The sequence below is a fragment of the Pantoea sp. PNA 03-3 genome, from assembly GCF_003201175.1.
In the GTDB taxonomy this organism is placed as follows: domain Bacteria; phylum Pseudomonadota; class Gammaproteobacteria; order Enterobacterales; family Enterobacteriaceae; genus Pantoea; species Pantoea stewartii.
On sequence record NZ_QICO01000001.1, the window covers coordinates 951,240 to 978,008 of the forward strand.

Consider the following 26,769-nt stretch of genomic DNA (forward strand, 5'->3'; position numbering starts at 1 on the left):
GGAGTTCCATTTTCATGATTTACGATCTCATTGTGGTCGGTAGCGGTTCAGTGGGTGCAGCGGCTGGCTATTATGCGACCCAGGCAGGCCTTTCCGTGCTGATGATTGACAGCGCACATCCTCCCCATCATCAGGGTGCTCATCACGGAGAAAGCCGTTTGATTCGTCATGCCTATGGCGAGGGCGAACGCTATGTACCGCTGGTATTGCGTGCGCAAACGTTGTGGGATGAACTGGAACAGCAGGCGGGCGAGCGCATTATGCATCGTTGCGGTGTCCTGAATCTTGCGCCTGTCCAGTCTGAATTTATTCAAAACGTCGTAAGCAGCGCCCAAACCTGGCAGCTCCCTGTCGAGGTGCTGCAGGCGGCTGACGTGCGCAAGCGCTGGCCACAGCTGGCGGTTCCTGACGGATATCTGGGCGTTTTCGAACCAAACTCTGGCTTTTTAAAAAGTGAACAGGCGGTTCGAAGCTGGATACAGCTGGCAGAAAAACAGGGCTGCGCGCAGTTGTTTAACTGCCCGGTTACTCAGATCCGGCGTGACGGCGAATTGCAACAGGTTACCACGCTCGATGGCCTTTACCGCGGGCGCAAACTGTTGGTCAGTGCGGGCACATGGGTGAGTAAACTGGTCCCCGATTTGCCCATCACCCCTACGCGTAAAGTGTTTGCCTGGTATCAGGCTGATGGCCGCTACAGTGAAAACAATGCGTTTCCTGGCTTCACCTGCGAAATGCCGGATGGCAGTCAGTATTATGGTTTCCCGGCGGACAACAATGCCTTAAAAGTCGGTCGTCATGATGGTGGTCAGCTAATGACAACACCTGAAGACCGCAAGCCGTTCGGCAGCCTTTCCGCCGATGGCAGTGAAGCCTTCCGGTTTCTCCGTCAGTTTTTACCGGGCGTTGGGGTTTGCCTGCACGGTGAAGCCTGTAGCTATGACGTGAGTCCTGATGAGGATTTCATCATTGATACACTTCCGGGCGAACCGAATCGTCTGATCATCACCGGTTTAAGCGGACATGGCTTTAAATTTGCCAGCGTGTTGGGTGAACTCGCCAGTCAGTTTGCACAGAACAAACCGTTCAGTTTCGATCTTACCCCTTTCCGTTTATCGCGTTTTCACGCCTGACCGTACGGCGCGCGTGCAGTGCACCGCGCCGCATTGACACAGATTTACACGCCAGCCCGTTTTACCGCTTTTTCTTCTGCCAGCCAGGTGTTTCAGAGATGTTTTCTCCATCAGTCACGTCATGCCGCCGCCAGATAAGTGCGTTTATTCAATAATCCTGCGCTTAGTCAAATCGGTTCACCAAACCCATTGCACCAGCACCAATAAATTTATAGAAAAGTAAGCATCATTGATTTTGTGTTTCATTCTGTAGATTCTTGTTTCCACGTATTCCTTTGATGCTGTAGCACAATGTCGCTGACAAATTCCTCCACCCGTTACGGTTTACTCACGATTTTTCTGCACTGGTCAATGGCCGTGGTTATTTACGCCATGTTCGCGCTGGGCCTGTGGATGGTTGGCCTGAGCTATTACGATAGCTGGTACCATAACGCGCCTGACATTCATAAAAGCATCGGCGTGTTATTAATGCTGGCGCTGGTCATCCGGCTGGTATGGCGTGTGCTTTCGCCGCTCCCTGGACCGCTGCGTAGCTATTCTCCTGCGGTGCGCTTCGCGGCAGTGTTCGTGCACTGGCTGCTTTACAGCCTGCTTATTGCCCTTCTGCTGAGTGGCTATCTGATCTCGACTGCGGATGGCAAACCCGTGTCTGTTTTCGGTTGGTTCTCGTTACCGGCGTTATTCAGTGGAGCGGGTGAACAGGCGGATTTAGCAGGAAATATTCATCTGTGGCTGGCCTGGAGCATCGTGGTGCTGTCGGTGTTGCACGGTCTTGCCGCGTTAAAACATCACTTTATTGACCGCGATATCACTCTGAAAAGGATGCTGGGACGGCGCATCCACTCTCCCTCTGAAAAGGAAAAATGATATGTTCAAAAAAACGCTTCTGGCTGTTACCGCTACTGGCCTGCTGCTGGGATCACTGACCGCTAATGCCGCCGATTACAAAATCGATAAAGAAGGCCAGCACGCCTTTGTTCAGTTCCGTATTCAGCATCTGGGCTACAGCTGGCTGTATGGGACGTTTAAAGATTTTGATGGCTCATTCACCTTCGATGCAGACAATCCCACCGCCGATAAAGTCGATGTCACGATTAAAACCAACAGCGTGGATACCAACCACGCCGAGCGTGACAAACATATTCGTGGCCCTGAATTTCTGAACGTGGCGAAACATGCCACCGCGACGTTCAAATCGACTTCCGTGAAAAAAGACGGTGACAAACTGGCGGTCACCGGGGATTTAACGCTGAATGGCGTGACAAAACCGGTGACGCTGGAAGCCAAAATGATGGGCGAAGGAAAAGATCCGTGGGGCGGTTATCGTGCCGGTTTTGAAGCTGAAGGCGAGATTGCGCTGAAAGACTTTAATATCACCCATGACCTGGGCCCTGCCTCGCAGAACGTCGAGTTAATTATCTCTGTTGAAGGCGTCCGTCAGTAACAAAACACCCGCCTGAAGTCGGCCTTCAGGCGGGGTCGGTTATTTCCGCGTCGGTGCCGGAATGGTCATATTCAGCAAGCCACGCGACTTGTTAAAGATTTTATTGCCATTCTCACGTCCCGCCCGACGGGCACGCTGTTCTTCGGGCGACAGACGGGCTTCTTCCTGGCACAACGGGCTACAGCAGTGCTCATACTTCTCGGCACAACTTTCGCACTGTATAAACAGTAAGTGACAACCATCATTGACGCAGTTGACGTGCGTATCGCAGGGCTCACCACACTGATGACAATGCGCCAGAACATCATCTGATATACGCTCGCCCATGCGTTCATCAAAAACAAAGTTTTTACCTTTAAAACGCACCGGTAAATTTTGTTCCCGCGCCCGACGTGCATATTCAATAATCCCACCCTCGACATGATAAACATCCTGAAAACCGTTGTGCCGCATCCAGGCGCTGGCTTTTTCACAGCGAATCCCCCCGGTGCAGTACATCACGATTTTTTTGTCTTTCTTGTCTTTAAGCATATCCACGGCCATGGGCAGTTGATCGCGGAACGTGTCGGCAGGCACCTCTAATGCGTTATCGAAACGCCCGACTTCATACTCATAATGATTGCGCATATCGACAAAGACCGCATCAGGATCGTCGAGCATGGCGTTAACTTCGGCCGCTTTCAGGTAGTTGCCGACGTTACTGGCATCAAAGGTGTCGTCCTCAATCCCGTCAGCCACGATGCGATCGCGCACTTTCAGGCGCAGCACCCAAAACGACTTGCCATCATCATCCAGCGCAATATTCATGCGCAGATTGTCCAGCGCGGGATCAAAGCCGTACAAAAAGGCTTTCATAGCCTCGTACTGGCTGGCTGGCACGCTGATCTGCGCATTGATGCCCTCATGGGCAACGTAGATGCGACCAAACACCTTTAATGCGGTTAACCCGACATAGAGCGCATCGCGAAAGGCTTTGGGATCGGCAATGGTGAAGTACTTGTAAAAAGAGACTGTGGTGCGCGGTTCGGTTTCGGCCAACATACGCGCCTTCAGCTCTTTATTGGAAACAAGGTTGTGTAACACTGGCATGGTGTTCGTTCCTGTTATCAATAGAAGAAATTTAGCGCGCACATGATACCTGAAATGAAAAAAATGCGAAGCGTATAAGAAAAATTGATAGGTAAAACGGTAAATTTCGTTGCGCGATGGTGTTGTGCCCTCATTTTCATCTTCTGCAACACCCGGAGAAATGCTCTAACATTTCAGCCGCGGGGAAAAAAATGGCACAATAACCGCAACTGACGAATAACAGCACCGCAGGTGCACGACGCAGGATAACAGTATTCAAGATGACCCAATTGCCTCAATTTTCACGTGCACTTTTTCATCCCCGCTATTGGTTGACCTGGTTGGGTATCATTTTTCTCTATATTTTGGTCCTGTTACCTTATCCCCTGCTCTACGCGCTGGGTAGCGGTATTGGCCGTATCGCTATGCGGTTTATGAAGCGACGTGTGGCCATTGCTCGCCGCAACCTGGAGATGAGCTTTCCGGATATGCCGACCAACGATCGTGAAGCCATGATTAAGCATAATTTTGAATCTGTGGGCATGGGTCTGATTGAAACCGGCATGGCGTGGTTCTGGCCCGACTGGCGGATTCATAAATGGCACACACCTTCCGGTCTGGAACATATTCAGCAGGCCCATGATACCCAGCGCGGCGTGTTACTTATCGGTATGCATTTCCTGACGCTGGAAATTGGCGCGCGTATGTTTGGCATTCATAATCCCGGTATTGGCGTTTACCGGCCGAATGACAATAAATTAATCGACTGGTTACAAACCCGCGGTCGTATGCGCTCCAATAAAGGCATGCTGGATCGTAAGGACCTGAAAGGCATGATCCGGGCCTTAAAACGTGGGGATATCATCTGGTATGCGCCCGATCATGATTATGGTCCCCGCAGCAGCGTGTTCGTCCCCTTCTTTGGCGTCGACAAAGCCGCCACCACCGTAGGGACACATATGTTAATGCGTACCGGAAAACCGGCGGTTATCCCGTTTGTGCCGCGCCGTCTGCCGGAAGGACGCGGTTACGAGTTGATCATTTTGCCTGATGTCAGCGCTGATTTTCCGCTGACCAGCGAAGAAGACACCGCCGCGCGCATGAATAAAGTGGTGGAAGAAGGCGTACTGCTGGCACCTGAGCAGTACATGTGGCTGCATCGCCGCTTTAAAACCCGCCCTGAAGGCGAACCCTCGCGCTATTAACCTCACCGCTGCCCGACACCGATGCGGGCAGCGCTTTTCCCTTACGGGGTGGTAAACCGTTTGTTCTGCACCCGATCTGGCGGTACGACCTCGCCCTGCCCCCATTCCACCGTCGGGCATGTCCTTCATGTTAAGCTGGATAATGCGTTGCGGTTGAACAGGAGAAAACGATGCTCTGGCTGCTTTCAAAATATGCAATAACGGCCCTGATGGTGGTGGTGATCTCGGAAGCGGCAAAACGCAGCGATCGTCTTGGCGGCCTGTTTGCGGCGCTGCCACTGGTCACGATTCTGGTGCTTGTCTGGATGAAACTGGAAGGACAAACGCAGGCCAAAATTGCCGCCCACGCCTGGTACACCTTCTGGTATGTGGTGCCGACCTTGCCCATGTTTATCCTGTTTCCTTTTCTGTATCAGCGTACAGGCTTCTGGCTTACCCTGGGACTGAGCTGCGTCCTGACGCTTATCGTATTCGTTCTCTGGGCCGTTCTGCTGAAACGCTGGGGCATCGAACTGCTGTGATGGCCTTCTCTGCGAGACAGCCAGCAGGATGTACCGCCTGATTTCATCACATCATTTTGCCTGCCGAACCGCCAGACATATTCGCCCTCTGACGCACTGACTTTCTCTCCTGCTATTTTGGTCTATCCTTCACTGAAATCACGTTAATCAGGCAAGGAGAGAAGCATGAGTATGTTCACTACACTGGAAGAAGCGATTGACGCTGCGCGTGAAGAGTTTCTCGCCAACCATCCAGACCTTGAGCAAGATGATGCAGCTATCAATCAGTTCGGTCTGCAAAAATATGTTATGCAGGATGGCGATATCATGTGGCAGGCAGAGTTCTTCGAAGACGAAGGGGATTCAGGCGAATGTTTACCGATTCGCAGTGGTGAAGCCGCTCAGGCAATTTTTGACGGTGACTTCGATGAGATTGAGTTGCGTCAGGAGTGGTTAGCGGAAAACACGCTGCATGAATGGGACGATGGCGAATTTCAGCTTGAGCCTCCACTGGACAGTGAAGAAGGTAAGGCTGCCGCCGAAGAGTGGGAAGACGATAACAGCGATTCCGATCGCGGTTACGTGTAAGGTCCATGGCTGGCGTCGACCGGAATAAGCAACGTATCGACGATCAGTGATAACGGCAGGTCGAGAATGGTGATAATCCGCCATGCCCCCTCCCTGACGTCCCACTTTACGCCGGGATAAAACTGGTTACCGTGTCCCTGTCCGGGCACGGTACGGCTGATAATACTGCCACAGCCGCTCAGCGTAACGATAGCGAGGGACAGCAGCGTTAACATAACGAGTTTATTCACAATAGCGACTCAGGTTAGACAGCCGTCATTTTAATCATGACTCAGGTGGCGTTACCATCCTGTTTACGTAAAACTGCAAAATAATGTTGCTGTCTGTGTCGGGCCAGGGGCAAAAAAAAGCGGCATCTCTGCCGCTTTTTTCATTATGCCTGATGCGGAAGCGCGTCAGGATTGAGCGAAAGTTTTTGATAACTCTCTACCCACTGATGGTATTTCTCGCCACTTTCCCACAAACGGGTGTGAACGCGCGCCAGTACCACCGGATCGCTGATCAGCTGCAAACGTTGTTCACGACCCAGCTTCTCGGGCGCATCGCTCAGTGCCTGATCAACCCGCCGATCGCGCGCATGATCTAACAACTGGCTGTGCTTGTGCCGTGAGGTCGCCAGCGCTGTCGCCAGTGCGTTAAACGCCGGGTTAAACAACGCGTGCATAAAGCCGTTTTTCAGGACGCGCTGGCGGTTCAGCTCGACGTAACGGTCAGTATCGATCAGCTCTTTTGGCGGATCATACTCTTCCGGAATCAGGAACAGCTTCGCCTTCTTGGTCTTCAGGCCCAGCCCCGAACGGCTCGACATCACTGAGACAAACGGTGACAGAATCAGTGAGAAGACAATAGGCGCCAGCCACCACAGGAAGTTGAGATCCAGCCAGCCCATTCCGGCTGCCCATACGATACCCAATGCCATCTGCGAGCCATGACGTTTAAAGGCCTCGCTCCAGGGCGTTGCATCATCATCACGCTGCGGTGAGTTCCAGACGACTTCCCAGCCCAGGAACGCGCTGACCACAAATACGGTGTGGAACAGCATGCGCACCGGTGCAAGCAGAACCGAGAACAGCATTTCCAGCAGCAGCGACACAAACAGACGCAGTGCGCCACCGTAAGGTTTCGCGCCTTTACACCAGATCAGCACCACACTCAGCAGCTTCGGCAGGAACAGCAGCACCAGCGTGGTGGAGAACAGCGCAATCGCCAGTTCAGGACGCCATTGCGGCCAGACCGGGAACAGCTGTCGAGGCTGCAGGAAGTAGGTCGGTTCCATCAGCGTGTGGACCACCTGTAGGGCGGTGGACAGCGCCAGGAACATAAACCACAGCGGGGCTGAAAGGTATGACATCACGCCCGTCAGGAAGACCGCACGGTGGACCGGATGCATCCCTTTAACGAGGAACAAGCGGAAGTTCATCAGGTTACCATGACACCAGCGGCGATCGCGTTTAAGCTCATCCAGCAGATTCGGCGGCAATTCCTCGTACGAGCCAGGCAGATCATAGGCAATCCATACGCCCCAACCCGCACGGCGCATCAGTGCCGCTTCCACAAAGTCGTGAGACAAAATGGATCCCGCAAAAGACCCTTCACCAGGCAGCGGTGCCAGCGCACAGTGCTCAATAAACGGTTTCACACGGATGATGGCGTTATGGCCCCAGTAATGCGATTCCCCTAACTGCCAGAAATGCAGACCCGCGGTAAACAACGGCCCATAAACACGCGTCGCAAACTGCTGGCAGCGCGCATACAGCGTGTCCATTCCGGACGCTTTTGGTGACGACTGAATGATCCCGGCATTCGGGTTCGCTTCCATCATGCGCACCAGACCGGTCAGACATTCCCCGCTCATGACGCTGTCCGCATCCAGTACGACCATGTAGCTATAGTTGCTGCCCCAGCGACGACAGAAGTCATCAATGTTGCCGCTCTTACGCTTCACACGACGACGGCGACGGCGGTAGAAGATCTTTCCTGCCCCACCGACATCACGCACCAGCTCCATCCAGGCCTTTTGCTCAGCAATAGCAATATCGGCATCGTAGCTGTCACTCAGGATATAGACATCGAAGTGCTCAGCGTTGCCTGTACGCACAACGGATTCCCAGGTGGCGCGCAAGCCTGCGAACACACGGCCCACATCTTCATTACAGATGGGCATGATCAGCGCGGTACGGTGCTCTGGATTCAGCGCCTCATCCCCGACTGTCGAGTAAGAGATGCTGTATTTATCCCGACCGATCAGCAGTTGTAAAAAGCCCATCAGTGCTGTCCAGAAGCCCGCCGACACCCAGCAGAACAGAATCGCAAACAGGAACAAAATTCCCGTCTGCAACACATAAGGCAGAATCTGCATGACAGACTGCTGCCAGTTCTGGTTGATCATGTCCATCGGATCCAGCAGCGTCCAGCCCTGGTAAGGCAGAATGGTCTTCATGTACCACGTGGCCACCACGGTTTGAAACACCGTAAGAATCAGGAGGATATAGCGGCGAACAGAACCGACATGGCGCCATTTTTCTTCTGCGCGCTGCTCTTCCGCCGTGGCATAACGCGGAACCGCCTTATGACCCCGTAATGAGTCCCAGGCACGTGCCAGCGGGTTAGTGCGCCAGGCTTCCGGAAACATCAGTGAACGCTTCACCTTTGGCATCGCTTTCAGGGTGGTACGTTCCAGATAGTCTTTGCCTAGCTGTGCACCACCCGCGAGGGAATCAGGCCAGGCCATTTCAACACGTGATGAAACGGACTTCAGCGGTGCATCTTCAGGACGATCGCTGGCGGCCACATCCTGACCCAGCGATTCGTGCAGTTGATGAAACGTCTGGGCATTCTGTAAAGACGCCGCCAGACGCGCTTTTCCTGCCGCATCCAGCGGCAGGGCTTCTACATAGCGTTGAGGTGTAAAAGTCAGATTATTCATTGGCAGGTAACTGATAGCTCCAGGTTTCCGTCAATGTTTTGTCACCGCTTACCAGCGCGGCACGCATTTCAGTCGCCTGCTTGTTATCTTTAACCCGGATACGCAGAACCAGGCGCCAGCCTTTGGTAACCGGATTGTAGCGAACGCTCTGTTCCACCACTTCCCCGTTTTTACCTACGCTGACCTGAGGCGCAACCTGGCTGTCGGCCGGCATTTCACTCATGTCTTTTCCTACGAAATCGATGGTGAAGGCCACGGTGCCATCTGGCTGACGAACCAGGTTTGACTGCTTCACGTCGCCCGCCGAGCGCAGCGTATCTTTGACCCAGGCAACATCATCTGAATGCAGCTTGTTTTCATTACGGCCAAAGTGCAGACGGTAGTCAAAGTCCATGGCTTTGCCGGGTTCCGGCAGATTTTCCGGTGTCCAGAACGCCACGATGTTATCGTTGGTTTCGTCAGCGGTGGGGATTTCCACCAGCTCAACATGGCCTTTGCCCCACTCGCCTAATGGCTCAACCCAGCCGCTTGGGCGCAGATCGTAACGATCGTCCAGATCCTGATAATTATTGAAATCACGTCCGCGCTGCAGCAGCCCGAAGCCTTTCGGATTTTCAATCGTGTAGGTGCTGACCGCCAGATGGCGCGGGTTGTTGAGTGGACGCCAGATCCATTCACCATTGCCGCTGTGGATCGACAAACCGTCCGAATCATGCAGTTCAGGGCGGAAATTCGAGACCGTCGATGGCTGATTGCGGCCAAACAGGAACATGCTGGTTAACGGCGCGATGCCCAGTTTACCAACCTTGTCACGCAAATAGACCTGCGTCTTAACATCGACGGTAGTCTCCTGGCCTGGGTGAATCGTGAAACGGTAGGCACCGGTGGCACGTGGAGAATCCAGCAGCGCATAAATCACTAACTGCTTGTCCTGAGGTTTTGGACGTTCAATCCAGAACTCTTTGAAACGCGGGAACTCTTCACCTGACGGCAGCGCGGTATCAATCGCCAGACCACGGGCAGACAGACCATAAACCTGGCCTGCACCAATCACACGAAAATAACTGGCCCCCAGGAAGCTGGCGATTTCGTCATCTTTCTTATTCTTGCTGTTCAACGGATACAGGACTTTAAAACCGGCAAAGCCAAGGTTTTTAACCGCATCAGCATCGTGCTTCACGTTGCCAAAGTTGAAATAGTCAGGATTGTATTTGATCTCACGTACGGTATTGGCGGTGATTTCATTGATCTTCACCGGCAAATCAAAGTACATGCCCTGATGGTAAAACTCGAGCTTAAACGGCGTACGCAGTTTGCCCCAATACGCTTTATCGTGGTTGAACTGAATCTGCTGATAATCAGCAAATTTCATGTCACGAAACTGAGAGGGTAAATTACTTTTTGGCGCTTCAAAGCTTTTTCCAGACAACTCTTTCGCTTGTTTCGCGACATCATCAAAGTTAAACGCCCAACTGTTGTTGGCATACAAAGCCAGCAGGACCGCTGCGCCAATCCAGCGCATTTTCGTCAGCCCCACATTATTTTTTACATTAGTCAGCACATCCCCCCCTTTCGTGTGCTTAATACAAACCCGCTTATCTTAATGGATAATTCGGCTTTCCGACAGCATATGCACAACAATGTTCCCGATAATCATCTACTCGCGAGGTGATTTTAGGACAATTAAACGTTACGGGCTCAACTGAGATTCAACTGATAGTATACTCTGTTATCTCCAGCTAGAATTTCCCTCCAACATAAAACGGTTTCAGGGCGAAACCGCCTAAAACGTACTAACGAACTGGAACTTTATGAGTACAAAAAAACCTGAGCGTGAATATTTTCTCGACTCCATTCGGGCCTGTTTGATGTTGTTAGGCGTGCCGTTTCACGTATCCCTGATCTATTCGTCTCAGTCATGGGCCGTCAACAGCCACGATGCCTCACTGTGGCTCACTACCCTCAATGATTTTATTCATTCGTTTCGTATGCAGGTGTTCTTTGTTATCTCGGGCTACTTCTCTTATATGCTCTATCTGCGCTATCAGCCTCAGCGCTTTCTGAAAGTCCGCTTAGAGCGCGTCGGGATTCCGATGCTCACCGCGGTTCCGCTGATCACGCTGCCGCAGTTCTTTATGCTGAAAGCCTGGACACCAAAGCTGTCGAACTGGAACAATTTATCGCTGTATGACAAGTACAATACGCTGATGTGGGAGTTGATCTCGCACCTGTGGTTTTTGCTGGTGCTGGTGCTGCTTACCACACTGGGCATGCTCACCTTCCGCTGGCTACGCGATCAACAGCGCAATATTGACTACCAACGTGTCGGCTGGACAAAGCTGGCTCTGGGGCTGTTATTGTGGGCCGTGCTCTGGGGAGCGGTACGGCGGGCGATTTTTTACGCCCACCCTTCCCTGTTGGGCGATGCGCTGTTTAACTTTGCCGTTATGCAGTGTCTGTTCTTCCTGCCGTTTTTTATGCTGGGTGCCCTCAGCTGGAAACATCAGGCGCTGAAAACGCTGTTTGTCCGGGCAAACCCGCTGCTGTACGTCGGGGCCGTCGTGATGCTGGTCGCCTACATTGCAAACCAACGGCTGAACAGTGGTGAAGGCTGGCTGTATGAAACCGACGCGCTGATCAGCAGCATGATGGGGCTTTGCATGCTGAACGTTTGTTACAGCCTGGGTCATAAATGGCTGAATTCTCACTCTCCTCAGATCATGTACCTGGTCAATGCCTCCCTGTTCATTTACCTGGTGCATCACCCTTTGACCCTGCTGTACGGAATTTTTATGACACCGCATCTGCACAACAACACGTTTGGCTTTTTTCTGGGCCTCTTAATGGTGTTTGGTGCCTCCTTCATTTTGTATGAATTGCACCTGCGCATTCCTCTGCTGCGCTTTCTGTTCTCCGGTAAACCGCAAAAGCGTTAAGGTAAAGGCGACCATCCGGGTCGCCTTTTTTATTACAGTAGCCACTCAATAGGCAGCCGCCAGACCAGCCGGACCTGCAGACGTTGCCACCAGCTACAGCCGGGCTCATGCTTATGCACAACCTGCTGCGCTTCGCCCGGATATTCCAGCCAGTTTACCCGGCCCCACTTATCCAGTTGCAATGTCCAGGCTCTGTCACGCATGGATTCACTAAAGCGCCGGTGGGTTTCCGTGGCCAGGGTTTCACTTTCGATCACCAGTCCCATCTCCGTGTTCAACACGGCGGAACGCGGATCAAAGTTAAACGAGCCAATAAAAAGGATGGCTTCGTCTACCGAGAAGGTTTTCGCATGCAGGCTTGAGCCAGAATTCCCGGTTAACCCGCGATCGTGCGGCGCATCGTTTACGCCCGCCTGCGGCTTTAACTCATACAGCGCGATGCCATGACGCAGGAGCTTTTTGCGCCACTTGGCATAACCGGCATGCACAACAGAAACGTCGTTCGCTGCCAGAGAGTTCGTCAGAATCGCAATTTTCACGCCTTTACGCTTTAGCGACAATAACTGCGCCACGCCCGCGCGGGTGGGAACAAAGTAGGCGGAAATGATATCAAACTGACGCTGGGGTGAACCGATAACCTCCAGCATGCGCTGGGGCAGAAGCGATTTGCGACGGGCTTTACCCAGCCCCTTGCGCGGATCGTCACTCAACAGCCGGGCTTTTGCCCAGACAAACGGTAAGCTGTCCTGCGTCAGTTGCTGAATCAGTGGCGAATGGCTCAGTCGCTTCAGATAGTGCTGAACGCCCTCGTTCTCACGCCATTCGGGAGGCAGAACGACCTCAGGATGTGCCGTCACGTCCTGTTCCAGCACATCGTCCAAAGGGGAAACCGGTTTACTGTGCCAGTAGCGTTCAAAATCCTCCGCCACTTCCTTGACCACGGTTCCAATTGCCAGCACGTCGAGATCGGCAAACAGCGGTTCGTTACCTGTCCCAAAGTATTCATCGCCAATGTTGCGCCCACCCACCACCGTGGTGATGCCATCGGCGGTAAAGCTTTTATTGTGCATACGACGATTGAGGCGTGCAAAATCAGTGAGGTAACCCAAGGCGCGCAACGTGCGAAAGGAAAAGGGGTTGAACAGTCTGACGGTAATATTTGGATGATGATTAAGCTGCGCCAGCGTATCGTCCAGCCCTGGCGTATTGTTATCATCGAGCAGGAGCCGGACTTTCACGCCGCGATTGGCTGCATCCAGCATGGCGCTGAACAGGAGCCGACCAGACATGTCGTTTTGCCAGATATAGTATTGAATATCCAGCGTCTTTGTCGCTTTTTCCATCAGCAGGTAACGGGCAGCAAAGGCATCCAGCCCGTCACTCAGCGGATGAATACCGCTTAGCCCCGGATGACGCAGCCCGGGCGGAACAAGCCGTTGCTCAAGCCAACTCTGGCTCGGTGCAGGCTGGGGAAGATTAAACGCTTCGGTCATGGAGAGTCCCTGAATCTTACGGTCATTTATTATTATTCCTTCGCGCGGCACGGGATGCCAGTCGCGGTTGCTCAGCAGCAAGACTGAAAGCAATGTTTTTTAGTCTAGACTTACTCCAACGATCTGTGACCGACATTTGTCCGGCAGGAGAGGAATATGCGCAACCAGCCTATCACTGACGATCACGTACACCATCAACCCCGTCTGTTTCAAAGCTTTTTTCAGGGCAGTTTTCCCTGCTCTACCGCCTGCCGCACGCCAGGTAAGCGCCTGGATATGGTGATCAGCAGTGGCCACGATATGTTGTTCAGAAAAGACTATGCCGCGCTGGTCGATTTGCATCTGTTGACCGCACGTGACGGTGCGCGCTGGCATCTGATTGAGAAAACGCCAGGCCAGTACGACTGGCGTAGCTTTTTACCCATGGTCGATGCGGCGCGGGATCAACAGTTGCAGGTCATCTGGGAGCTGGCCCATTTTGGCTATCCGGACCATCTCACTATCTGGAAAGCCAGCTTTGTCGATCATTTTGAACGTTATGCCCGTGCGATGGCGACATTGCTGCGCGATCGGGGAATCGAACAGCCCTTTTTTACCCCGATTAACCAAATATCGTTCTGGTCCTGGGCGGGTGCGGAGGTGGCCTGGTTTAATCCTCACGTCAGTCAGCGCGGAAAAGAGTTAAAACGGCAACTGGTCCGTGCCTCTCTGGCGGCGATACAGGCGATTCGCGACGTGATTCCCGCGGCGCGATTTGTTCTTACCGATCCGCTGGTACAGATTGCCCATCATCCTGATAACCCCGACAGTAAACCCGGGGCCGATGCCCAACATCAGGCTCAGTTTGAGGCCTGGGATATGCTGGCCGGTCGCCTTGATAAGGAACTGGGCGGGCGCGAAGAGTATCTGGATATTCTGGGTCTGAATTATTACCCCGATAACCACTGGTATTTTCCCGATCAGCCCATGGACAGAGACGATCCCGTACGGGCCCCACTCCACCTGTTACTGGCCCAGTACTGGCAACGCTATCAGCGCCCCATGTTAATCGCTGAGACGGGCGCAGAAGGCGAGGCACGGGCCCCCTGGCTGCAGGAAGTCAGTGAAAATGTTATGGTCGCGCTGGATCAGGGTATCGCGATGGAAGGGATTTCTCTGTACCCGGTGGTTGAGTATCCGGCCTGGGCCGATGACAGACGGTCGCCAGGCTCACTGTTAGGGCTGGCCGATCCGAACGGCAACCGAACGGTACACGAGAATCTGGCACTGGTACTACGAAGCCAGCAGATTAAATTCAGTCAGCGCGTTCAGCGTTGACCGGTGGGCGGTTTAGGATAGCAGGTTTGTGCATCGACATGGTCGACGGGCGTGGTAAGACGGCTGTCGTTAAACCATGTCATCAGAAACAGAAAGGTGACACCAATCAGGCAAGCCGTCAGCAGCCCAATAATCGCAATCAGTTTATCATCGCGCGATTCCATCCCTCACTCCTTTCAGGTCCGGTTGATAAACACTAGCTCATCCAAAGCGTGACGATCAGAACGAAAATTATAAGCGTTACCGACGTCACTGCAAGCACCACAATCGCGAAGTGCGCATCGGCAAGCGGCTGAGCCACGGGTTCCTCATGCTCTTCGGGTGGGTGGGGTAAGAACATGCTCTTCCTGGTCAAAACGGCATAATGGGGCGATAGTGCGCGACAGTGTAAAACAAATCCGTCGCGTTAGCCGTGATTTTACAAAACAGCCCGCTGGCAAACTGATGGGCGACGATTACGGCCCCCTGGCGTCAGCCTGATGCCGTGCCCCACTCTGGTTTTCGCCCGACCAGCCCCCGCCGAGTGCACTGTATAACGCGATTTGGGCCTGCAACAGATTATTCTTTACCGTTACCAGATTTAGCTGCGTGGCAAACAGGATGCGTTGCGCATCCAGTTCGTCCAGATAAGAAGCATAGCCATTTTGATAGCGATTCGTTGCAATACGCAGTGCCTCGGCGACAAACTGCTCTTGCTTCTGGAGCGCTTCACGCTGTGCTTCGCCCTGGCGAATGGCATCCAGCGCGTTATTGACTTCGGAGAACGCGTTTCTTACCACTTTCTCATAGGTGTAAAGTGCCTGATTGCGAGAAGCCATAGCGACATCGACCTGGGCAGTCAATGCTTCACGGTTCAGCAACGGTGCCAGAATACTGCCCCCTACGCTCCAGAGGCGGAACGGATCGTCCACCAGCTGATGCAAAACGGAACGCTGTAATGTGCCCGACGCTGTCAGATTAATTCCCGGCAGTAACTTCGCCTTTGACGCAGCCAGGCTGGCATCGGCGGCCAGCAGCTGGCGCTGCGCCTGGACGATATCCGGGCGACGATTCAGTAAGGCTGACGGCAAAATGCCCGGTATCGTCTGTGGCATCAGGACAGTAAAGTCGCGGTGACGGGCTACCTCCCGAGGGTTCATGCCGACTAAAATACTGAGCGCGTTTTCCTGCTGAGCAATCTGATGCTGTAACTGCGGCACCTGGGCTTGCGCGGACTGATACTCCGATGAGGCCTGCATCCACTCCAGCCGGGACGTATAACCTGTTTCAAACTGACGCTGCGCCAGTCGGAGCGAGTTACGCCGTATGGCCAGCGTCGCTTCGGTCACGCGCAGTTGATCATCCAGCGCGCAGAGCGTCATATAACCCGATGCAACGGAACTGGCGATGGTCAGTTCTGCGGCCGACGCGGCCGCCTGCTGCGCCTCCAGCGTGGCGCGGGTGGCATCAATCGTATCGGCCCGTGCGCCCCACAAATCGACATTGTAACTGGCCTGAAGCTGCCCCTGAAAAACGGAGGTTTCATAAGGCTGCCCGGTCACAGCCGACAGGGCACGTTGACGCGTTGCCGCAACCCCGCCACTGAGCATGGGAAAGTTATCGCCCTCAGCGCCACGCAGTTGCGCACGATATTGATCCACCCGCGAACGGGCTATCAAAATATCGGGATTATGCTGTAATGCCTGCTCCACCAGTCGGTTCAGCTCCCGATCGCCAAACGCCTGCCACCAGGCCGCCTCTGGCGGCGCGGAAGGCCCAACCTGTTCGCGCCATTGTGACGGAATGGGTAACGAGGCCGGGGCTTTCTCAACCTGGGTGCTGCACCCTGTTAACAGGGCGGCCAGCACGCCTGCCACTAACCGAGCGCCCTTCATGGTGCGGTCTCACTGGCTGGTGAGGCCGCCGTATCAATACTGACCTCGACTGACATGCCGGGCCGTAACTGTTGCTGCACCTCCGGCGCGACGTCAATGCGTACGGGAATACGCTGGGCGATTTTCACAAAGTTACCGGTCGCGTTATCCGGTGAGATAGCGCTGAATTCTGAGCCTGCCGCTGGAGATATATCGGCAACGCGACCGTCGAAACGTTTACCATCCAGCGCATCGACACGAATCGTCACCGGTAACCCCGCGCGAATATGCGCAAGCTGGGTTTCTTTATAGTTTGCGATGATCCACTTATGTGCAGGCACCACGGAGGTCAGGCGCGTCCCGGCCGTCACATAGGCGCCTTTACGCACCGATAACTGCCCTAACTGACCCGCATCGGGCGATATAATACGGGTGTTTGCCAGGTCGATTTCAGCCAGCTCCAGCGCCGCCTGCGCACTGGCAACGTCCGCCTCCAGCGACGCCCGGTTTACGATCACCGTTTGCAGATTTTGCTGAGCGACTGCAACCTGAGCTTCTGCCTGATGAAGCTGAGCCAGCCCCTGCGCGTTCGCTGCGCGTGCGGCATCCCGCTCACGCACGGAGAGCGAACCATCCGCGGCCAGATTCTCTACCCGCTTCAGATCCAGGCCACTTTTCACCGCCTGCGCTCTGGCGTTTTCCAGAGCGGCTTTGTTGCTCTGGATCGTGGCCTGCGCGCTAAGACGCTGCTGTTGGTTGTTGCTCAGAGCGGCCTGCTTCATGGCCAGTTGTGCCTGCGCCTGATGCACTCGCTGGCGATAAATACGATCGTCAATCGTCATCAGCACCTGACCTTTTTTGACCGGCTGCAGATCGGCCACGTTCACAGCAGTCAGATATCCGCTCACCTGCGGGCTGATAAAGGTGACCTGGCCGCGTACATAGGCGTTTTCCGTGCTCTGGACCGGACTGGTAAAAGGCCATAGCTGCCAGGCATACAGAATAACCAGCACACCAATGACCGCAATGCCGCTCCCCAGGGCGATGGAGAGAATACGACGGCGATTGGCCCGATCGCGTTCTGCTGCCTGAAGTTCATCCTGCTGACTCATACTTACTCCGTTCGTTCTTGTGCGGCGGCGAGCTGACGCTGCTCTGCCAGATGAAATTTGGCCTGTCGCCAGTCAAGGTAGCGTCGACGTGTTAAACGCCATAACACCCACATCAGCGTAACCAGCGCCAGAGTTGCGGTCAGCAGATAGGTGTCGTTGTAGGCCAGGACGTTCGCCTGCAAGGTGGCGACGGACTGAAGCTGGCTGGTGCTTTGGGCACTCAATAATGCGCTATCGCCAATCTGGCTGCTAAAGAGCCCACCATATTGCGTAAGCCGATCGCTGACGTTGGGATCCAGTAACGATAATTGATCGCCGAGCAGGCTGGAGTGGTATTTTTCACGCCAGACCTGAAAGGTTCCCAGAATCGCGGATCCGATTAAACCGCCCAGGTTTTGGCTCATGCCGAACAGGACAACGAAACTGACCAGATTTTTAGGCTGCGTGACGACGCTGCCAATTCCCATCAGCATGGCCGGCGCCATGAAAAAGGCACTGCCGAACCCCAGCAGAAACTGACTCAGGTACATATTGTTCGCGCGCGTGACCGGGCTGGATTGCGCATCCATCAGTGAGGCGATAATCATGACGACCAGCGATGCGACGATCGGCCAGTTAAGATGGGTAGGCTTGATAGTCAGCGCGCTGGCGGCAATGCCCGCCACCACACCGGCCATGATGGCAAGCGCCAGGCCGTGCATTTGATCATTCTGTAATCCAATCTGCTGCAGGAAGCCGACTGCCCCCGTATTCTGCTCTGCCAGTACGATGCGAATCATGATCATCACAATGCCTAAACGCACGATCATTCCACTGCTGAGCCAGCGCGTGTTAATGAGTGGATTGCGGCGATTGTGCTCAATCACAAAGGCACTGACGATCAGCACCAGCGCCAGGGCTGAACAGATCCCCAGCCAGGGCGTACTGAACCACCACTCAATACGGCCCAGCGACAGCACGCCACACAGCAACGCCATGCCCGGAGCCAGCAGGATAAACGTCAGGAAATCCATCTTTTCAAAAGCTTTAATACGATCGCCCGGCGGCAGCTTAACCACCAGCACCGCTCCTAATGCAATCAGCGCTAACCCCAGCTCAAACAGATACAGCCCTCGCCACTCGTCCAGTTGTAGCAACTCACTGGAGAACAGGCGCGCCAGCGGAATAGCGAGCTGTGAGGCGGTGAGACCAATGACCAGCGCTTTTAAGCGATGCCTGGCAGGCCAGGCCTGAACCTGGTAATAAATGCCCAGCGAGCTTAGCGCCGCACCGACCATGCCATGGGCCGTGCGCACGATAATCGCTGAACTCAGATCGTTGGCAAACAGATGGAAAAAAGCGACCAGGACGTACAGCACCAAAAACGCTTCGGTAAATACGCGTAAACCAAACTGCTGGCGAAATTTTACCAACAGCAGGTTGATGGAGATGTTCCCCATCACATAAACCGCGGGCAGCCAGGCAATTTCGTTGGAATAAGCCGCAAAGGTGCCTTGCAGATTGGTCAGATTAGCCGTAACCAGCGCATTACTTAACGCGCCGGTCAGCGAGATCAGCAACCCTATCAGCCCAAAGGCAACACGCTTGGGTGGGGAATGGATTGGCGTCGAAGGCGAGCCCGGCAGCATGGGTTTTTCATGAGGCAACCATTCACGCGCAGCGTAGGGATTGCGCCGGGCCATACTTACATACTTCCCATTCGGGTCAGCAGCGTTTGTAAAACGCGCTCTACCAGGGCGATTTCCTGAGGATCAATATCCGCCAGCAGTTGCGTGCGCAGCGCATCGGCCTGCGTCTTTACTTTTGCGAACGCTTCATTGCCCTTCTCGGTCAGCACCAGATGACGCTTGCGGCGATCTTCGGCGGGCTGGACCCGGGATAACAGGTCCTGTTTCACCAGGCGATCCACCAACGGCACCATACTCGCATCTTCCAGGCCCATTAACTGCGCCAGTTCGGTTTGCGTGAGGCGTTGAGGTTCACTGGCGATAAGCCCTATCGCCATCCAGCTACTGGTGCTCAGACCGCTGTCTTTAAGATGGCGGTCAACGGCCAGGCGCCAGGCATGGGCGGTCAGGTGCAGCAGGTGGGTAAAGGTACGGTTAGATGACATTTATAAGTAGCTGCCTAATGATTAGAGTTCTAATTAATTGATTAAGTTATTATACGCAAAGCAAAATGCGAAAGAAAAGCATCTGTACTGTTAAATACTGGATAACAACGTCAAAATGTCCAGTCATGATCCTGCTGTCAACACCTCGGGGAGGACAAAAGCGTGAACACCTCCACCCATAACTGGGTCGATCTGCGCCGCGACGCGCGTAGCGGCATCGAAGCGATACGGGCGCATTTTACCGGACATGCTTACGATCCTCACTGGCATGACAGTTACTTAATTGGCGTGACGGAGCAAGGCGTGCAGCAGTTCCACTCCCGTCAGAAACGTCATCGGAGCCGACCGGGCACGGTCTTTATGTTGGAACCTGAAGAGCTTCACGATGGCGATGCCATTGATGCACAGGGCTTTACCTACCGCATGCTCTATCTGTCACCTCATCATCTGCACCAGCAGTTTGCACCTGGCTGTCTGGACAGTGCGCCCGGCAGTGAACTGCGTTTTGCCACCACGCTTCAGGATGAGAAATGGCTCTCCTGGGCGGTCTGGCACGCCTTCGACGCGCTCTGGCACAATCACCCGCAGTTAATCAAAGATGCGGCGCTGGAGCGGCTATTCCGCCATCTTCGTCACTTGCCTGTCTGGCGCAATACGCGGCCGGATGTGGCACCGACACTGGCCCATCAGGCACGAGACTGGCTTATTGCTTACCACATCGATAACCCCGGCATTGCCCAGATGGCACAGGCGCTGAACGTGGATCGTTTTCGGCTTTCCCGCCTGTTCCAGCAGCAGTGGGGCCTGCCGCCCCACGCCTGGTTGGTACAGTGGCGGCTCAGTCAGGCACGCCGACGGCTGGCTATGGGCCATTTACCCGCTGAGGTGGCTGCCGATCTTGGCTTTGCAGACCAGAGTCATCTGGGGCGCTGGTTTAAACGCGCCTGCCAGCTGACGCCTGCACGTTACCAGCAACTGTGCACAAATCTTCCAGACGCTGATCACTAGCCTTGCCACAATGGCATTTTGTGTCAGGAGAAGATAATGAGCGACTTACGATGTGTCATGATTTTGAACAGTGCGTTACCGGCCGGCAAAGCCACCAATGCTGCCGCCGTTATCGCTCTGACGCTGGGAAAACGTCATCCCAGTCTGGTCGGTGAAGACCTGGAAGATGCGACAACGCAGCGCTATCCGGGGCTCATCCCCGTTGGCATTCCTGTCCTGGGGGCCGATAGTGCACAACTCAGCACCGTGTGGCACCAGAGTGAACAGACAGACTGTGACATTGTGGTCTTTCCCGAGCAGGGTCAGTCAACCACCGACTACCAGGCCTTCAGTGACACGATGAAGACGCTGCCCGCCCCGGAATGGCGCCTGCTTGGGATGGCGATAGTGGGCGACAAAAAAGCGGTTCGCAAACTCACTGCAAAACTCAACCTGTTTAGTTAACCCTCCCGGGAAAGGACGCTGCTTTCCCGTCGGCCTGGCCCGCTTGTACACATTTCCTGTACAGGAAAGCGACAAACAAAATTCTTAACATCCTAATTGTTAAGGATTAGCATTTTATGCTTAATAATCTACTTGTACAAATAAACTTTAATTGTATAACTTTACATACAACGAGTTGTGATCACGACTCTGTAACGAATGATGCATCTGCGTCGCCTCTGAAGGTGTAATGGATTTCCACCCTCAGAGGTTTCTTTTTTGATTTTGATGACCTGCTTGTTGAGTTTGGCGCCATTGTATTTTTATGCGATGGCTTTTAGGTCTGTTTGTCGCGCACTCTACCGGGTAGCCGACTTTTTCAAAGGCTGACACATGCAAAACACACTGCCCCAAACGGATAAAGAGATCGCGGATTACTTCACCGCTGCGGCGACTAAACCCGACAGCGATATGGAGATTCTTGGTCTCGTTGTCGCGGAAATCTTACAGTCAGGTATGGCCGTCAATAATAAAGCCATTATTTCGAAACTGATTCATCGCCTCGAGCTGGAGCGCGACGAAGTCTCACTGGACGTTTATCGTCATCTGCTTGAGATGGTGGTGTATAAAACGCCAGACGACCTGACGGTATAATCCTTTCTCCATGGATGGAGTCATTTCGCTTTTTCTGGCTTCTTCTCTGAGCTGTCGGTAACATTCGCCCTTCACCAAATCCTGTCTTCCTTGCCTTTCGCGCAAGCTTAAAATAAAAGAGCCTGTTTACACTATGAATCAACAACATGATGTCGCCACAACAGCCGTTGTGGAAAACGATGTCAGTGTCGGCCGCGTCTTACGCTCGCCTGCACTGCTGACGCGAGAATGCCTGGCCGGCGTGATCACGGCGCTGGCGCTTATTCCGGAAGTGATCTCGTTTTCGGTTATCGCCGGTGTCGATCCGAAGGTCAGCCTGGTGGCCTCTGTCGTACTCTGCCTGACGCTGTCTTTGCTTGGCGGCCGCCCTGCCATGGTAACCGCCGCAGCGGGTTCGGTTGCGCTGGTGATTGGGCCTATGGTCCATGCGCATGGCATGGCCTATATTCTTCCTGCCGTTGTAATGGCCGGGATCATTCAGATTCTGTTCGGCGTGACAGGTATGTCACGTGCGATGCGTTATATTCCCCGTTCGGTCATGATCGGCTTTGTGAATGCGCTTGGCGTTTTAATTTTCTTTGCTCAGGTCCCGCATGTCTGGGGTCAATCGCCGCTGGTGTGGGCACTCTTCGCCGTGACGCTGGCCATCGTGCTGCTCCTGCCCCGCGTGCTGAAAAGTGTGCCCTCTCCCTTAGTGGCCATCGTGGCCGTGACCGCCGTGGCGCTGGCGATGGGCTATCGCGTCCCGACGGTGGGTGATGAAGGCCCCATGAGCGCAGGTCTGCCAGACTTTACGGCACTGACCGTTCCGCTCAACTGGCAGACCTTATCCATCGTCTGGCCCACCGCGCTGAGCGTGGCGTTTGTAGGACTAATGGAATCGCTACTGACCGCCAAGCTGGTGGATGACCTTACAGATACACCGTCCAGCAAACGTCGCGAATCCTGGGGGCTGGGTATAGGTAATATTTTGGCCGGTTTTTACGGTGGTATCGCCGGATGCGCCATGATCGGACAGACCATTGTCAACGTGGAACTGGGTAAAGCACGTAGCCGGGTTTCAACGGTTGCCGCCGCCCTCGTGCTGTTACTGCTGGTGACGGGCCTGAGCCACATCATGGCGCAGATCCCGATGGTGGTGCTGGCCGGCATCATGATGATTGTCGCCGTCAAGACGGTCAACTGGCACAGTTTGCAGCCCGCGACGCTGAAACGGATGCCCTGGTCAGAAACGCTGGTCATGCTGTTAACGGTAGGTATTACCGTATTAACCAGTAATCTGGCGCTGGGGGTGCTGGCGGGGGTAGTGGTGGCAATGATGTTGTTTGCCCGGCGCGTCGCGCATGTGATTCAGGCGGAAAGAACGTTGAGTGAGGACGGACAGTCTGTGCGCTACGATGTTCGCGGACCGCTGTTTTTTGCCAGCAGCAACGATTTGTTTGAGCACTTCGATTACGCACATGACCCTAAATCTGTCACCATTGATTTAACGCACGCGCAGATATGGGATGCCTCCACCGTCGCTGCACTGGATGGTATCGAATACCGTTATCAGCGTCATGGTGCCAGCGTCACCATTGAAGGGCTGGATATGCGCAGCAGCGATTTTCATCGCCGCCTGAGCGGTAATCTGAGCTGAGACACTGGCCTGCTGCGGCACGCAGCAGGCCCCTCTTACGCCTGCTGTCGCCGTGCCCGATAGCGCGCGACCATCGTTATTAATGCCTGGTATAACAGGCCAGCATAAAGACTCATCAAAACCGCCAGGCCAATTTCTTTGCCCTGCGCCTGCCATGACATAAACCACATGAAGACGCCCCATAACACTGAAAAAATCAGCCAGCCGCGGACGAATTTCAAAATGCCATTCATAAACGCCACTCCTCTTTTGTGATGCGCTACTTTAGCTGGCGTTGAAACAAAAAACCGGATTAAACGCGCGAGATGAGAAGTATCTCAAAAAACGGATAGAGGGCGGAATCGCTTCGCTTTTCTGCTTTACCCCCGTTATGTTTAGTAACAGCTAACTACAATTAGCTTACTGTTAATTTCACAAGGGAAATAGCATGAATCGTCGTCTGACTTTTTTCGCTGCTGTTGTCGCTGCCTCAACATTGACCGCGTGCGCACCGCCGCCACCGGGCCCCGGCTGTGCGCCACCCCCACCGCCACACGATCATCGCCCGCCGCCGCCTCCGCCACCACCACCGGGTCAGGCACTGGCCCCACCACCGGCAGGCACCGTTGCACCACCGCCGCCTGCAACCGGGCAGCAACCGCCACCACCGCCCGCCCGCACCTGGTGATCTCCTGAAATCGCCTCACCTTTCATTTAGCCTGCCTGAGTCGTTCATATATCAGGCAGGCTGAATGCGTTTAGCTGTCCGTGATACAGGGGTAAAGGACTACTGAGGTTTTTGTGGATGTTGATCGATGCGCTTTACGTGTACCAGTTCTGCCAAGGTGATTGCCGGGCGAAGTAATAACTGAAGGCTCCCCACGACAAATAACCATGTTCCACCTGTCATCAGCGAGTCGAAGAAAAACAGGATGCTGCCCGTCAGGAACCATACTGCGATAAAGAGATCGTTGAGCGCGCCAAGAGCGCGGTAACGTCGAGCGATAATGATATGATCTGAACCCACAGTGATTTCTGCTTTGTTTCCCGGCACGGCTTGCCCTTCTCTGAATAATGAAATGACTGCAGACAAGATTAGTACACAGAGAAGAAAGGTAACCTACTGGCCTCAGCCTGTCCGCCACAGTAACCCCGCCGCGGGGGAAAAAAGTCGTATCCGACCGTAAGAACATATCGTTTAACGCCTGCCAAAACATCTCCACGCCATTTTTATGTTGATTGTCAGGGAACACACTGCCATTGCTCAAACAACGGATAAGCGCTTAACGGCACCATCAAGTCTTAGGGACACCTGGTCTGAATCTGACTCTGCCGCTTCTGCCAGCACGATCAATCTTGCAAAACCGAATAGCGACACGCTGTAAAAGTCAGTCAATGGGATAAGAACAGAGCACGTTGCCCGCCTTTCGCACCGAAGGCTGTCGGCAATATGAAAGGTTTATTTTTTACGGCGGCTAAAGCCTGGCGCGGGATTGCCGATAGTAAGGAGGTAATTGTTAGAACCTTACATTAATAGCCAATTTTGCTATGCCCACATCCGAGTGGGCTTTTTTATGCCTGCAACATACACATCGTGCCTTTTACTGATCAAAAGTTATTCACTTGTATCTAAAAACCCCATTCGCTGTATGCTTGCCGGGTCAGCGCATGCTGACAACTGGATTTTCCCTTGTAACGATTTCTGCCTGTGTAACGCAGGCTTTTTTAATGAACGGATTGAACCGCTTAAAATCCGCAGCCTTCTCAATCTGCCCCCTTTTCCTCGCGTTTATTTTGGCCCTGAATGTATTGGTCAAAGGTAATCCATTCCGTTTTGATCGAGAAACGGCAATGATGCGTGACAGGACTGCCCGTAGCAAAAGGCGAAAATACCAGATAATGCCGTCTGTCACCGTCATATCTGTCAAAACGGGGATAGAGAGCATAGTCAAAACTGTTACTGGTTTTGCTACTGTCACCCACATTCAGGACGAGCGCTTTCGGTAATCGATATCATGCTGCCTGTACCCGTAAAGTGTCTCTTTCTCAGTCTACCGGGCTTGTTTCCACTCATCGTGCAGACGTCATCTTGATGCATTTGCTGGATTGCCAGACGTGGCATGTTATAAAAAACAGCGTCAGGTCAGCACAGGAGGAGACAAACGGCAAAGGGAGAAAGGGGTTTAACAGGAGCCTGAGACCAGAATCAGAAATGACATAGCAGGAAGGGCTTATAAAAACAAAAAACCGCCCAAAGAGGCGGTTTAAACGACATTGCTACTGCTTGATTTTATTGATGTTTCAATATGGTGCCCGGGGCGGGACTTGAACCCGCACGACCTTACGATCGAGGGATTTTAAATCCCTTGTGTCTACCGATTTCACCACCCGGGCGAGGTATAACTGGAGGCGCGTCCCGGAGTCGAACCGAGGTACACGGATTTGCAATCCGCTGCATAGCCACTCTGCCAACGCGCCTAAAACCGATTTGCCGCCAGGATTGACTGGCCTGCGAATTTGGAGCGGGAAACGAGACTCGAACTCGCGACCCCGACCTTGGCAAGGTCGTGCTCTACCAACTGAGCTATTCCCGCATCATCTTACCGTTCAGATAACTCGCTGCTGAAGGGTCAGACTTTACTACGCTTTATCGAACTTACTGATTTTTCTTAGCTTCTGCAGCTGTGCTGCCGTTCGATGCGATGCATTCTACTGAGATGACGCGGTGAGTCAATAAAATTATCCCCACATTGCGTCCGTTTGCTGCTTTTTGAATCGCATCGATCACGGTTCGAGCAAATCGCCTCTGGCAGCGCTTAAATACTGGAACATGGACCAGAACGTCAGCACCGCGGCAATGTACAGCGCGACCACGCCAACACCGACCACCATACTGTCCGGACGCCACAGCAGAGCAAAAAGCGAAAACATCTGCGCGGTGGTTTTCACTTTACCGATCCAGGAAACCGCAACGCTGCTCCGTTTACCTATCTCTGCCATCCACTCGCGCAGGGCTGAAATAATAATTTCACGGGCGATCATCGTGGCAGCGGGCAGCGTGATCCACCAGGCATGGAAATATTCCGCAACCAGTACCAAAGCAATGGCCACCATCACCTTATCCGCCACCGGATCGAGAAACGCACCAAAGCGGGTTGTCTGCTTCCAGCGGCGAGCCAGGAAGCCATCGAACCAGTCGGTCACGGCGGCAACAACGAAAATCAACGCGGTAACAAAGGGCGCCCAGTGAAAAGGCAGATAGAAAGCCAGCACAAAGAACGGAATAAGAACGACGCGAAACAGGGTAAGACAGGTCGGAATGTTAAATTGCATATGCTGGTAACTGTCTGGATTGGGTGGTGTTTAACGTATGTTCCT

27 protein-coding genes and 3 tRNA genes are annotated in these 26,769 nt (G+C 53.7%); 13 read left to right on the top strand and 17 right to left on the bottom strand.

The annotated features are described in order from the left end of the window. Window positions 1–14: 14 nt before the first annotated feature. The 3 genes from solA to C7433_RS04440 all read left to right on the top strand — a co-directional run bounded on the left by solA (window position 15) and on the right by C7433_RS04440 (window position 2,577). Entirely contained in the window at window positions 15–1,133 is a 1,119-nt protein-coding gene (gene solA / locus C7433_RS04430) for an N-methyl-L-tryptophan oxidase (protein WP_110267689.1), read from the top strand. A gap of 291 nt (window positions 1,134–1,424) precedes the next feature. Further along, window positions 1,425–2,000, top strand: coding sequence for a cytochrome b (locus C7433_RS04435; RefSeq protein ID WP_110267690.1), 576 nt, complete (start codon window positions 1,425–1,427; stop codon window positions 1,998–2,000). A gap of 1 nt (window position 2,001) precedes the next feature. Continuing rightward, on the top strand, window positions 2,002–2,577 hold the full coding sequence (locus C7433_RS04440) for a YceI family protein (RefSeq protein WP_110267691.1): 576 nt from the start codon (window positions 2,002–2,004) through the stop codon (window positions 2,575–2,577). Between the two features lie 39 nt (window positions 2,578–2,616). Here C7433_RS04440 and C7433_RS04445 read toward each other — a convergent pair whose 3' ends face one another. Continuing rightward, window positions 2,617–3,666 carry a rhodanese-related sulfurtransferase gene (locus tag C7433_RS04445; protein ID WP_033737572.1) on the bottom strand — a complete coding sequence of 350 codons (1,050 nt, stop codon included), beginning with the start codon at window positions 3,664–3,666 and terminating at the stop codon, window positions 2,617–2,619. Window positions 3,667–3,926: 260 nt separating this feature from the next. Here C7433_RS04445 and C7433_RS04450 point away from each other — a divergent pair, with 260 nt between their 5' ends. From C7433_RS04450 to C7433_RS04460, 3 genes are all read left to right on the top strand, one after another. After that, a complete protein-coding gene (locus tag C7433_RS04450) occupies window positions 3,927–4,850 on the top strand; it encodes a Kdo(2)-lipid IV(A) acyltransferase (protein ID WP_110267692.1) in 924 nt (307 codons plus the stop codon). Window positions 4,851–5,020: 170 nt separating this feature from the next. Continuing rightward, window positions 5,021–5,371 (top strand): DUF3147 family protein, encoded by a 351-nt coding sequence (locus C7433_RS04455; protein WP_110267693.1) that lies wholly within the window; start codon window positions 5,021–5,023, stop codon window positions 5,369–5,371. A 165-nt stretch (window positions 5,372–5,536) separates the two neighbouring features. Further along, window positions 5,537–5,938 carry a MysB family protein gene (locus C7433_RS04460; protein ID WP_033737574.1) on the top strand — a complete coding sequence of 134 codons (402 nt, stop codon included), beginning with the start codon at window positions 5,537–5,539 and terminating at the stop codon, window positions 5,936–5,938. Here the strand turns inward: C7433_RS04460 and C7433_RS04465 are convergent. The 3 genes from C7433_RS04465 to C7433_RS04475 all read right to left on the bottom strand — a co-directional run bounded on the left by C7433_RS04465 (window position 5,929) and on the right by C7433_RS04475 (window position 10,395). Further along, window positions 5,929–6,153 (bottom strand): YceK/YidQ family lipoprotein, encoded by a 225-nt coding sequence (locus tag C7433_RS04465; protein ID WP_044241856.1) that lies wholly within the window; start codon window positions 6,151–6,153, stop codon window positions 5,929–5,931. The genes C7433_RS04460 and C7433_RS04465 overlap by 10 nt on opposite strands. Before the next feature lie 158 nt (window positions 6,154–6,311). Next, entirely contained in the window at window positions 6,312–8,864 is a 2,553-nt protein-coding gene (gene mdoH / locus C7433_RS04470; RefSeq protein WP_110267694.1) for a glucans biosynthesis glucosyltransferase MdoH, read from the bottom strand. After that, a complete protein-coding gene (locus C7433_RS04475; RefSeq protein WP_172677658.1) occupies window positions 8,857–10,395 on the bottom strand; it encodes a glucan biosynthesis protein G in 1,539 nt (512 codons plus the stop codon). Before C7433_RS04475 ends, mdoH begins: the two co-directional genes overlap by 8 nt. 280 nt (window positions 10,396–10,675) lie before the next feature. On the opposite strand from C7433_RS04475, the gene mdoC reads away from it, so the two are divergent. Continuing rightward, window positions 10,676–11,800 carry a glucans biosynthesis protein MdoC gene (gene mdoC / locus C7433_RS04480; protein ID WP_033737578.1) on the top strand — a complete coding sequence of 375 codons (1,125 nt, stop codon included), beginning with the start codon at window positions 10,676–10,678 and terminating at the stop codon, window positions 11,798–11,800. 32 nt (window positions 11,801–11,832) lie between these two features. Here mdoC and C7433_RS04485 read toward each other — a convergent pair whose 3' ends face one another. Further along, on the bottom strand, window positions 11,833–13,293 hold the full coding sequence (locus C7433_RS04485; protein ID WP_033737579.1) for a phospholipase D family protein: 1,461 nt from the start codon (window positions 13,291–13,293) through the stop codon (window positions 11,833–11,835). 156 nt (window positions 13,294–13,449) lie between these two features. Here C7433_RS04485 and C7433_RS04490 point away from each other — a divergent pair, with 156 nt between their 5' ends. Beyond that, a complete protein-coding gene (locus C7433_RS04490) occupies window positions 13,450–14,610 on the top strand; it encodes a beta-glucosidase (protein WP_033737580.1) in 1,161 nt (386 codons plus the stop codon). On the opposite strand, the gene C7433_RS23700 is transcribed toward C7433_RS04490, so the two are convergent. The 6 genes from C7433_RS23700 to C7433_RS04510 form a co-directional block, all read right to left on the bottom strand. Then, complete coding sequence (locus C7433_RS23700) at window positions 14,601–14,774, bottom strand: hypothetical protein (RefSeq protein ID WP_006118789.1); 174 nt, start codon at window positions 14,772–14,774, stop codon at window positions 14,601–14,603. The genes C7433_RS04490 and C7433_RS23700 overlap by 10 nt on opposite strands. Before the next feature lie 32 nt (window positions 14,775–14,806). Continuing rightward, window positions 14,807–14,950, bottom strand: coding sequence for a hypothetical protein (locus tag C7433_RS23705; protein ID WP_006118788.1), 144 nt, complete (start codon window positions 14,948–14,950; stop codon window positions 14,807–14,809). Between the two features lie 115 nt (window positions 14,951–15,065). Then, on the bottom strand, window positions 15,066–16,484 hold the full coding sequence (locus tag C7433_RS04495) for an efflux transporter outer membrane subunit (RefSeq protein ID WP_110267695.1): 1,419 nt from the start codon (window positions 16,482–16,484) through the stop codon (window positions 15,066–15,068). Further along, window positions 16,481–17,575, bottom strand: a complete 1,095-nt coding sequence (locus C7433_RS04500; protein WP_110267696.1) for an HlyD family secretion protein — start codon at window positions 17,573–17,575, stop codon at window positions 16,481–16,483. Before C7433_RS04500 ends, C7433_RS04495 begins: the two co-directional genes overlap by 4 nt. Window positions 17,576–17,577: 2 nt before the next feature. Further along, complete coding sequence (locus C7433_RS04505) at window positions 17,578–19,257, bottom strand: MFS transporter (protein WP_110267697.1); 1,680 nt, start codon at window positions 19,255–19,257, stop codon at window positions 17,578–17,580. A 2-nt stretch (window positions 19,258–19,259) separates the two neighbouring features. Then, window positions 19,260–19,688: a MarR family winged helix-turn-helix transcriptional regulator gene (locus C7433_RS04510; RefSeq protein WP_033737583.1), complete on the bottom strand. Its 429-nt coding sequence runs from the start codon at window positions 19,686–19,688 to the stop codon at window positions 19,260–19,262. Window positions 19,689–19,850: 162 nt separating this feature from the next. On the opposite strand from C7433_RS04510, the gene C7433_RS04515 reads away from it, so the two are divergent. From C7433_RS04515 to C7433_RS04530, 4 genes are all read left to right on the top strand, one after another. Further along, window positions 19,851–20,696: an AraC family transcriptional regulator gene (locus tag C7433_RS04515; protein ID WP_110267698.1), complete on the top strand. Its 846-nt coding sequence runs from the start codon at window positions 19,851–19,853 to the stop codon at window positions 20,694–20,696. 36 nt (window positions 20,697–20,732) lie between these two features. Next, window positions 20,733–21,140 (top strand): DUF2000 domain-containing protein, encoded by a 408-nt coding sequence (locus C7433_RS04520; protein WP_110267699.1) that lies wholly within the window; start codon window positions 20,733–20,735, stop codon window positions 21,138–21,140. Window positions 21,141–21,512: 372 nt separating this feature from the next. Continuing rightward, the gene (locus C7433_RS04525) at window positions 21,513–21,773 is read left to right on the top strand and encodes a biofilm/acid-resistance regulator YmgB/AriR (RefSeq protein ID WP_033737586.1); all 261 of its coding nucleotides are present in this window, start codon (window positions 21,513–21,515) and stop codon (window positions 21,771–21,773) included. Between the two features lie 133 nt (window positions 21,774–21,906). After that, entirely contained in the window at window positions 21,907–23,412 is a 1,506-nt protein-coding gene (locus C7433_RS04530) for a SulP family inorganic anion transporter (RefSeq protein ID WP_110267700.1), read from the top strand. A 35-nt stretch (window positions 23,413–23,447) separates the two neighbouring features. On the opposite strand, the gene C7433_RS04535 is transcribed toward C7433_RS04530, so the two are convergent. Then, the gene (locus C7433_RS04535; RefSeq protein WP_006118780.1) at window positions 23,448–23,645 is read right to left on the bottom strand and encodes a DUF6404 family protein; all 198 of its coding nucleotides are present in this window, start codon (window positions 23,643–23,645) and stop codon (window positions 23,448–23,450) included. 533 nt (window positions 23,646–24,178) lie between these two features. Further along, the gene (locus C7433_RS04545; protein ID WP_033737589.1) at window positions 24,179–24,445 is read right to left on the bottom strand and encodes a YrhK family protein; all 267 of its coding nucleotides are present in this window, start codon (window positions 24,443–24,445) and stop codon (window positions 24,179–24,181) included. A 614-nt stretch (window positions 24,446–25,059) separates the two neighbouring features. On the opposite strand from C7433_RS04545, the gene C7433_RS04550 reads away from it, so the two are divergent. Next, on the top strand, window positions 25,060–25,398 hold the full coding sequence (locus C7433_RS04550; RefSeq protein ID WP_146212550.1) for a hypothetical protein: 339 nt from the start codon (window positions 25,060–25,062) through the stop codon (window positions 25,396–25,398). A gap of 300 nt (window positions 25,399–25,698) precedes the next feature. Here the strand turns inward: C7433_RS04550 and C7433_RS04555 are convergent. From C7433_RS04555 to pgsA, 4 genes are all read right to left on the bottom strand, one after another. Beyond that, a tRNA-Leu gene (locus tag C7433_RS04555) sits at window positions 25,699–25,785 on the bottom strand. 10 nt (window positions 25,786–25,795) lie between these two features. Next, window positions 25,796–25,869, bottom strand: a tRNA-Cys gene (locus C7433_RS04560). A gap of 40 nt (window positions 25,870–25,909) precedes the next feature. Continuing rightward, a tRNA-Gly gene (locus tag C7433_RS04565) sits at window positions 25,910–25,985 on the bottom strand. Between the two features lie 190 nt (window positions 25,986–26,175). Beyond that, window positions 26,176–26,724, bottom strand: coding sequence for a CDP-diacylglycerol--glycerol-3-phosphate 3-phosphatidyltransferase (gene pgsA, locus C7433_RS04570; RefSeq protein ID WP_006118776.1), 549 nt, complete (start codon window positions 26,722–26,724; stop codon window positions 26,176–26,178). Window positions 26,725–26,769 lie beyond the last annotated feature (45 nt).

Excerpts from the sequence above, each read along its gene's own strand:
- C7433_RS04535 (WP_006118780.1), bottom strand. The coding sequence starts at position 23,645 with ATGAATGGCATTTTGAAATTCGTCCGCGGCTGGCTGATTTTTTCAGTG.
- C7433_RS04435 (WP_110267690.1), top strand. The coding sequence starts at position 1,425 with ATGTCGCTGACAAATTCCTCCACCCGTTACGGTTTACTCACGATTTTT.
- C7433_RS04550 (WP_146212550.1), top strand. The coding sequence starts at position 25,060 with ATGCTGACAACTGGATTTTCCCTTGTAACGATTTCTGCCTGTGTAACG.
- C7433_RS23705 (WP_006118788.1), bottom strand. The coding sequence starts at position 14,950 with ATGTTCTTACCCCACCCACCCGAAGAGCATGAGGAACCCGTGGCTCAG.
- C7433_RS04465 (WP_044241856.1), bottom strand. The coding sequence starts at position 6,153 with ATGTTAACGCTGCTGTCCCTCGCTATCGTTACGCTGAGCGGCTGTGGC.
- C7433_RS04510 (WP_033737583.1), bottom strand. The coding sequence starts at position 19,688 with ATGTCATCTAACCGTACCTTTACCCACCTGCTGCACCTGACCGCCCAT.
- pgsA (WP_006118776.1), bottom strand. The coding sequence starts at position 26,724 with ATGCAATTTAACATTCCGACCTGTCTTACCCTGTTTCGCGTCGTTCTT.
- C7433_RS04455 (WP_110267693.1), top strand. The coding sequence starts at position 5,021 with ATGCTCTGGCTGCTTTCAAAATATGCAATAACGGCCCTGATGGTGGTG.
- mdoH (WP_110267694.1), bottom strand. The coding sequence starts at position 8,864 with ATGAATAATCTGACTTTTACACCTCAACGCTATGTAGAAGCCCTGCCG.
- C7433_RS04530 (WP_110267700.1), top strand. The coding sequence starts at position 21,907 with ATGAATCAACAACATGATGTCGCCACAACAGCCGTTGTGGAAAACGAT.
- solA (WP_110267689.1), top strand. The coding sequence starts at position 15 with ATGATTTACGATCTCATTGTGGTCGGTAGCGGTTCAGTGGGTGCAGCG.
- C7433_RS04460 (WP_033737574.1), top strand. The coding sequence starts at position 5,537 with ATGAGTATGTTCACTACACTGGAAGAAGCGATTGACGCTGCGCGTGAA.
- C7433_RS04445 (WP_033737572.1), bottom strand. The coding sequence starts at position 3,666 with ATGCCAGTGTTACACAACCTTGTTTCCAATAAAGAGCTGAAGGCGCGT.
- C7433_RS04520 (WP_110267699.1), top strand. The coding sequence starts at position 20,733 with ATGAGCGACTTACGATGTGTCATGATTTTGAACAGTGCGTTACCGGCC.
- C7433_RS04525 (WP_033737586.1), top strand. The coding sequence starts at position 21,513 with ATGCAAAACACACTGCCCCAAACGGATAAAGAGATCGCGGATTACTTC.
- C7433_RS04505 (WP_110267697.1), bottom strand. The coding sequence starts at position 19,257 with ATGGCCCGGCGCAATCCCTACGCTGCGCGTGAATGGTTGCCTCATGAA.
- C7433_RS04495 (WP_110267695.1), bottom strand. The coding sequence starts at position 16,484 with ATGAAGGGCGCTCGGTTAGTGGCAGGCGTGCTGGCCGCCCTGTTAACA.
- mdoC (WP_033737578.1), top strand. The coding sequence starts at position 10,676 with ATGAGTACAAAAAAACCTGAGCGTGAATATTTTCTCGACTCCATTCGG.
- C7433_RS04490 (WP_033737580.1), top strand. The coding sequence starts at position 13,450 with ATGCGCAACCAGCCTATCACTGACGATCACGTACACCATCAACCCCGT.
- C7433_RS04450 (WP_110267692.1), top strand. The coding sequence starts at position 3,927 with ATGACCCAATTGCCTCAATTTTCACGTGCACTTTTTCATCCCCGCTAT.
- C7433_RS04485 (WP_033737579.1), bottom strand. The coding sequence starts at position 13,293 with ATGACCGAAGCGTTTAATCTTCCCCAGCCTGCACCGAGCCAGAGTTGG.
- C7433_RS04500 (WP_110267696.1), bottom strand. The coding sequence starts at position 17,575 with ATGAGTCAGCAGGATGAACTTCAGGCAGCAGAACGCGATCGGGCCAAT.
- C7433_RS23700 (WP_006118789.1), bottom strand. The coding sequence starts at position 14,774 with ATGGAATCGCGCGATGATAAACTGATTGCGATTATTGGGCTGCTGACG.
- C7433_RS04440 (WP_110267691.1), top strand. The coding sequence starts at position 2,002 with ATGTTCAAAAAAACGCTTCTGGCTGTTACCGCTACTGGCCTGCTGCTG.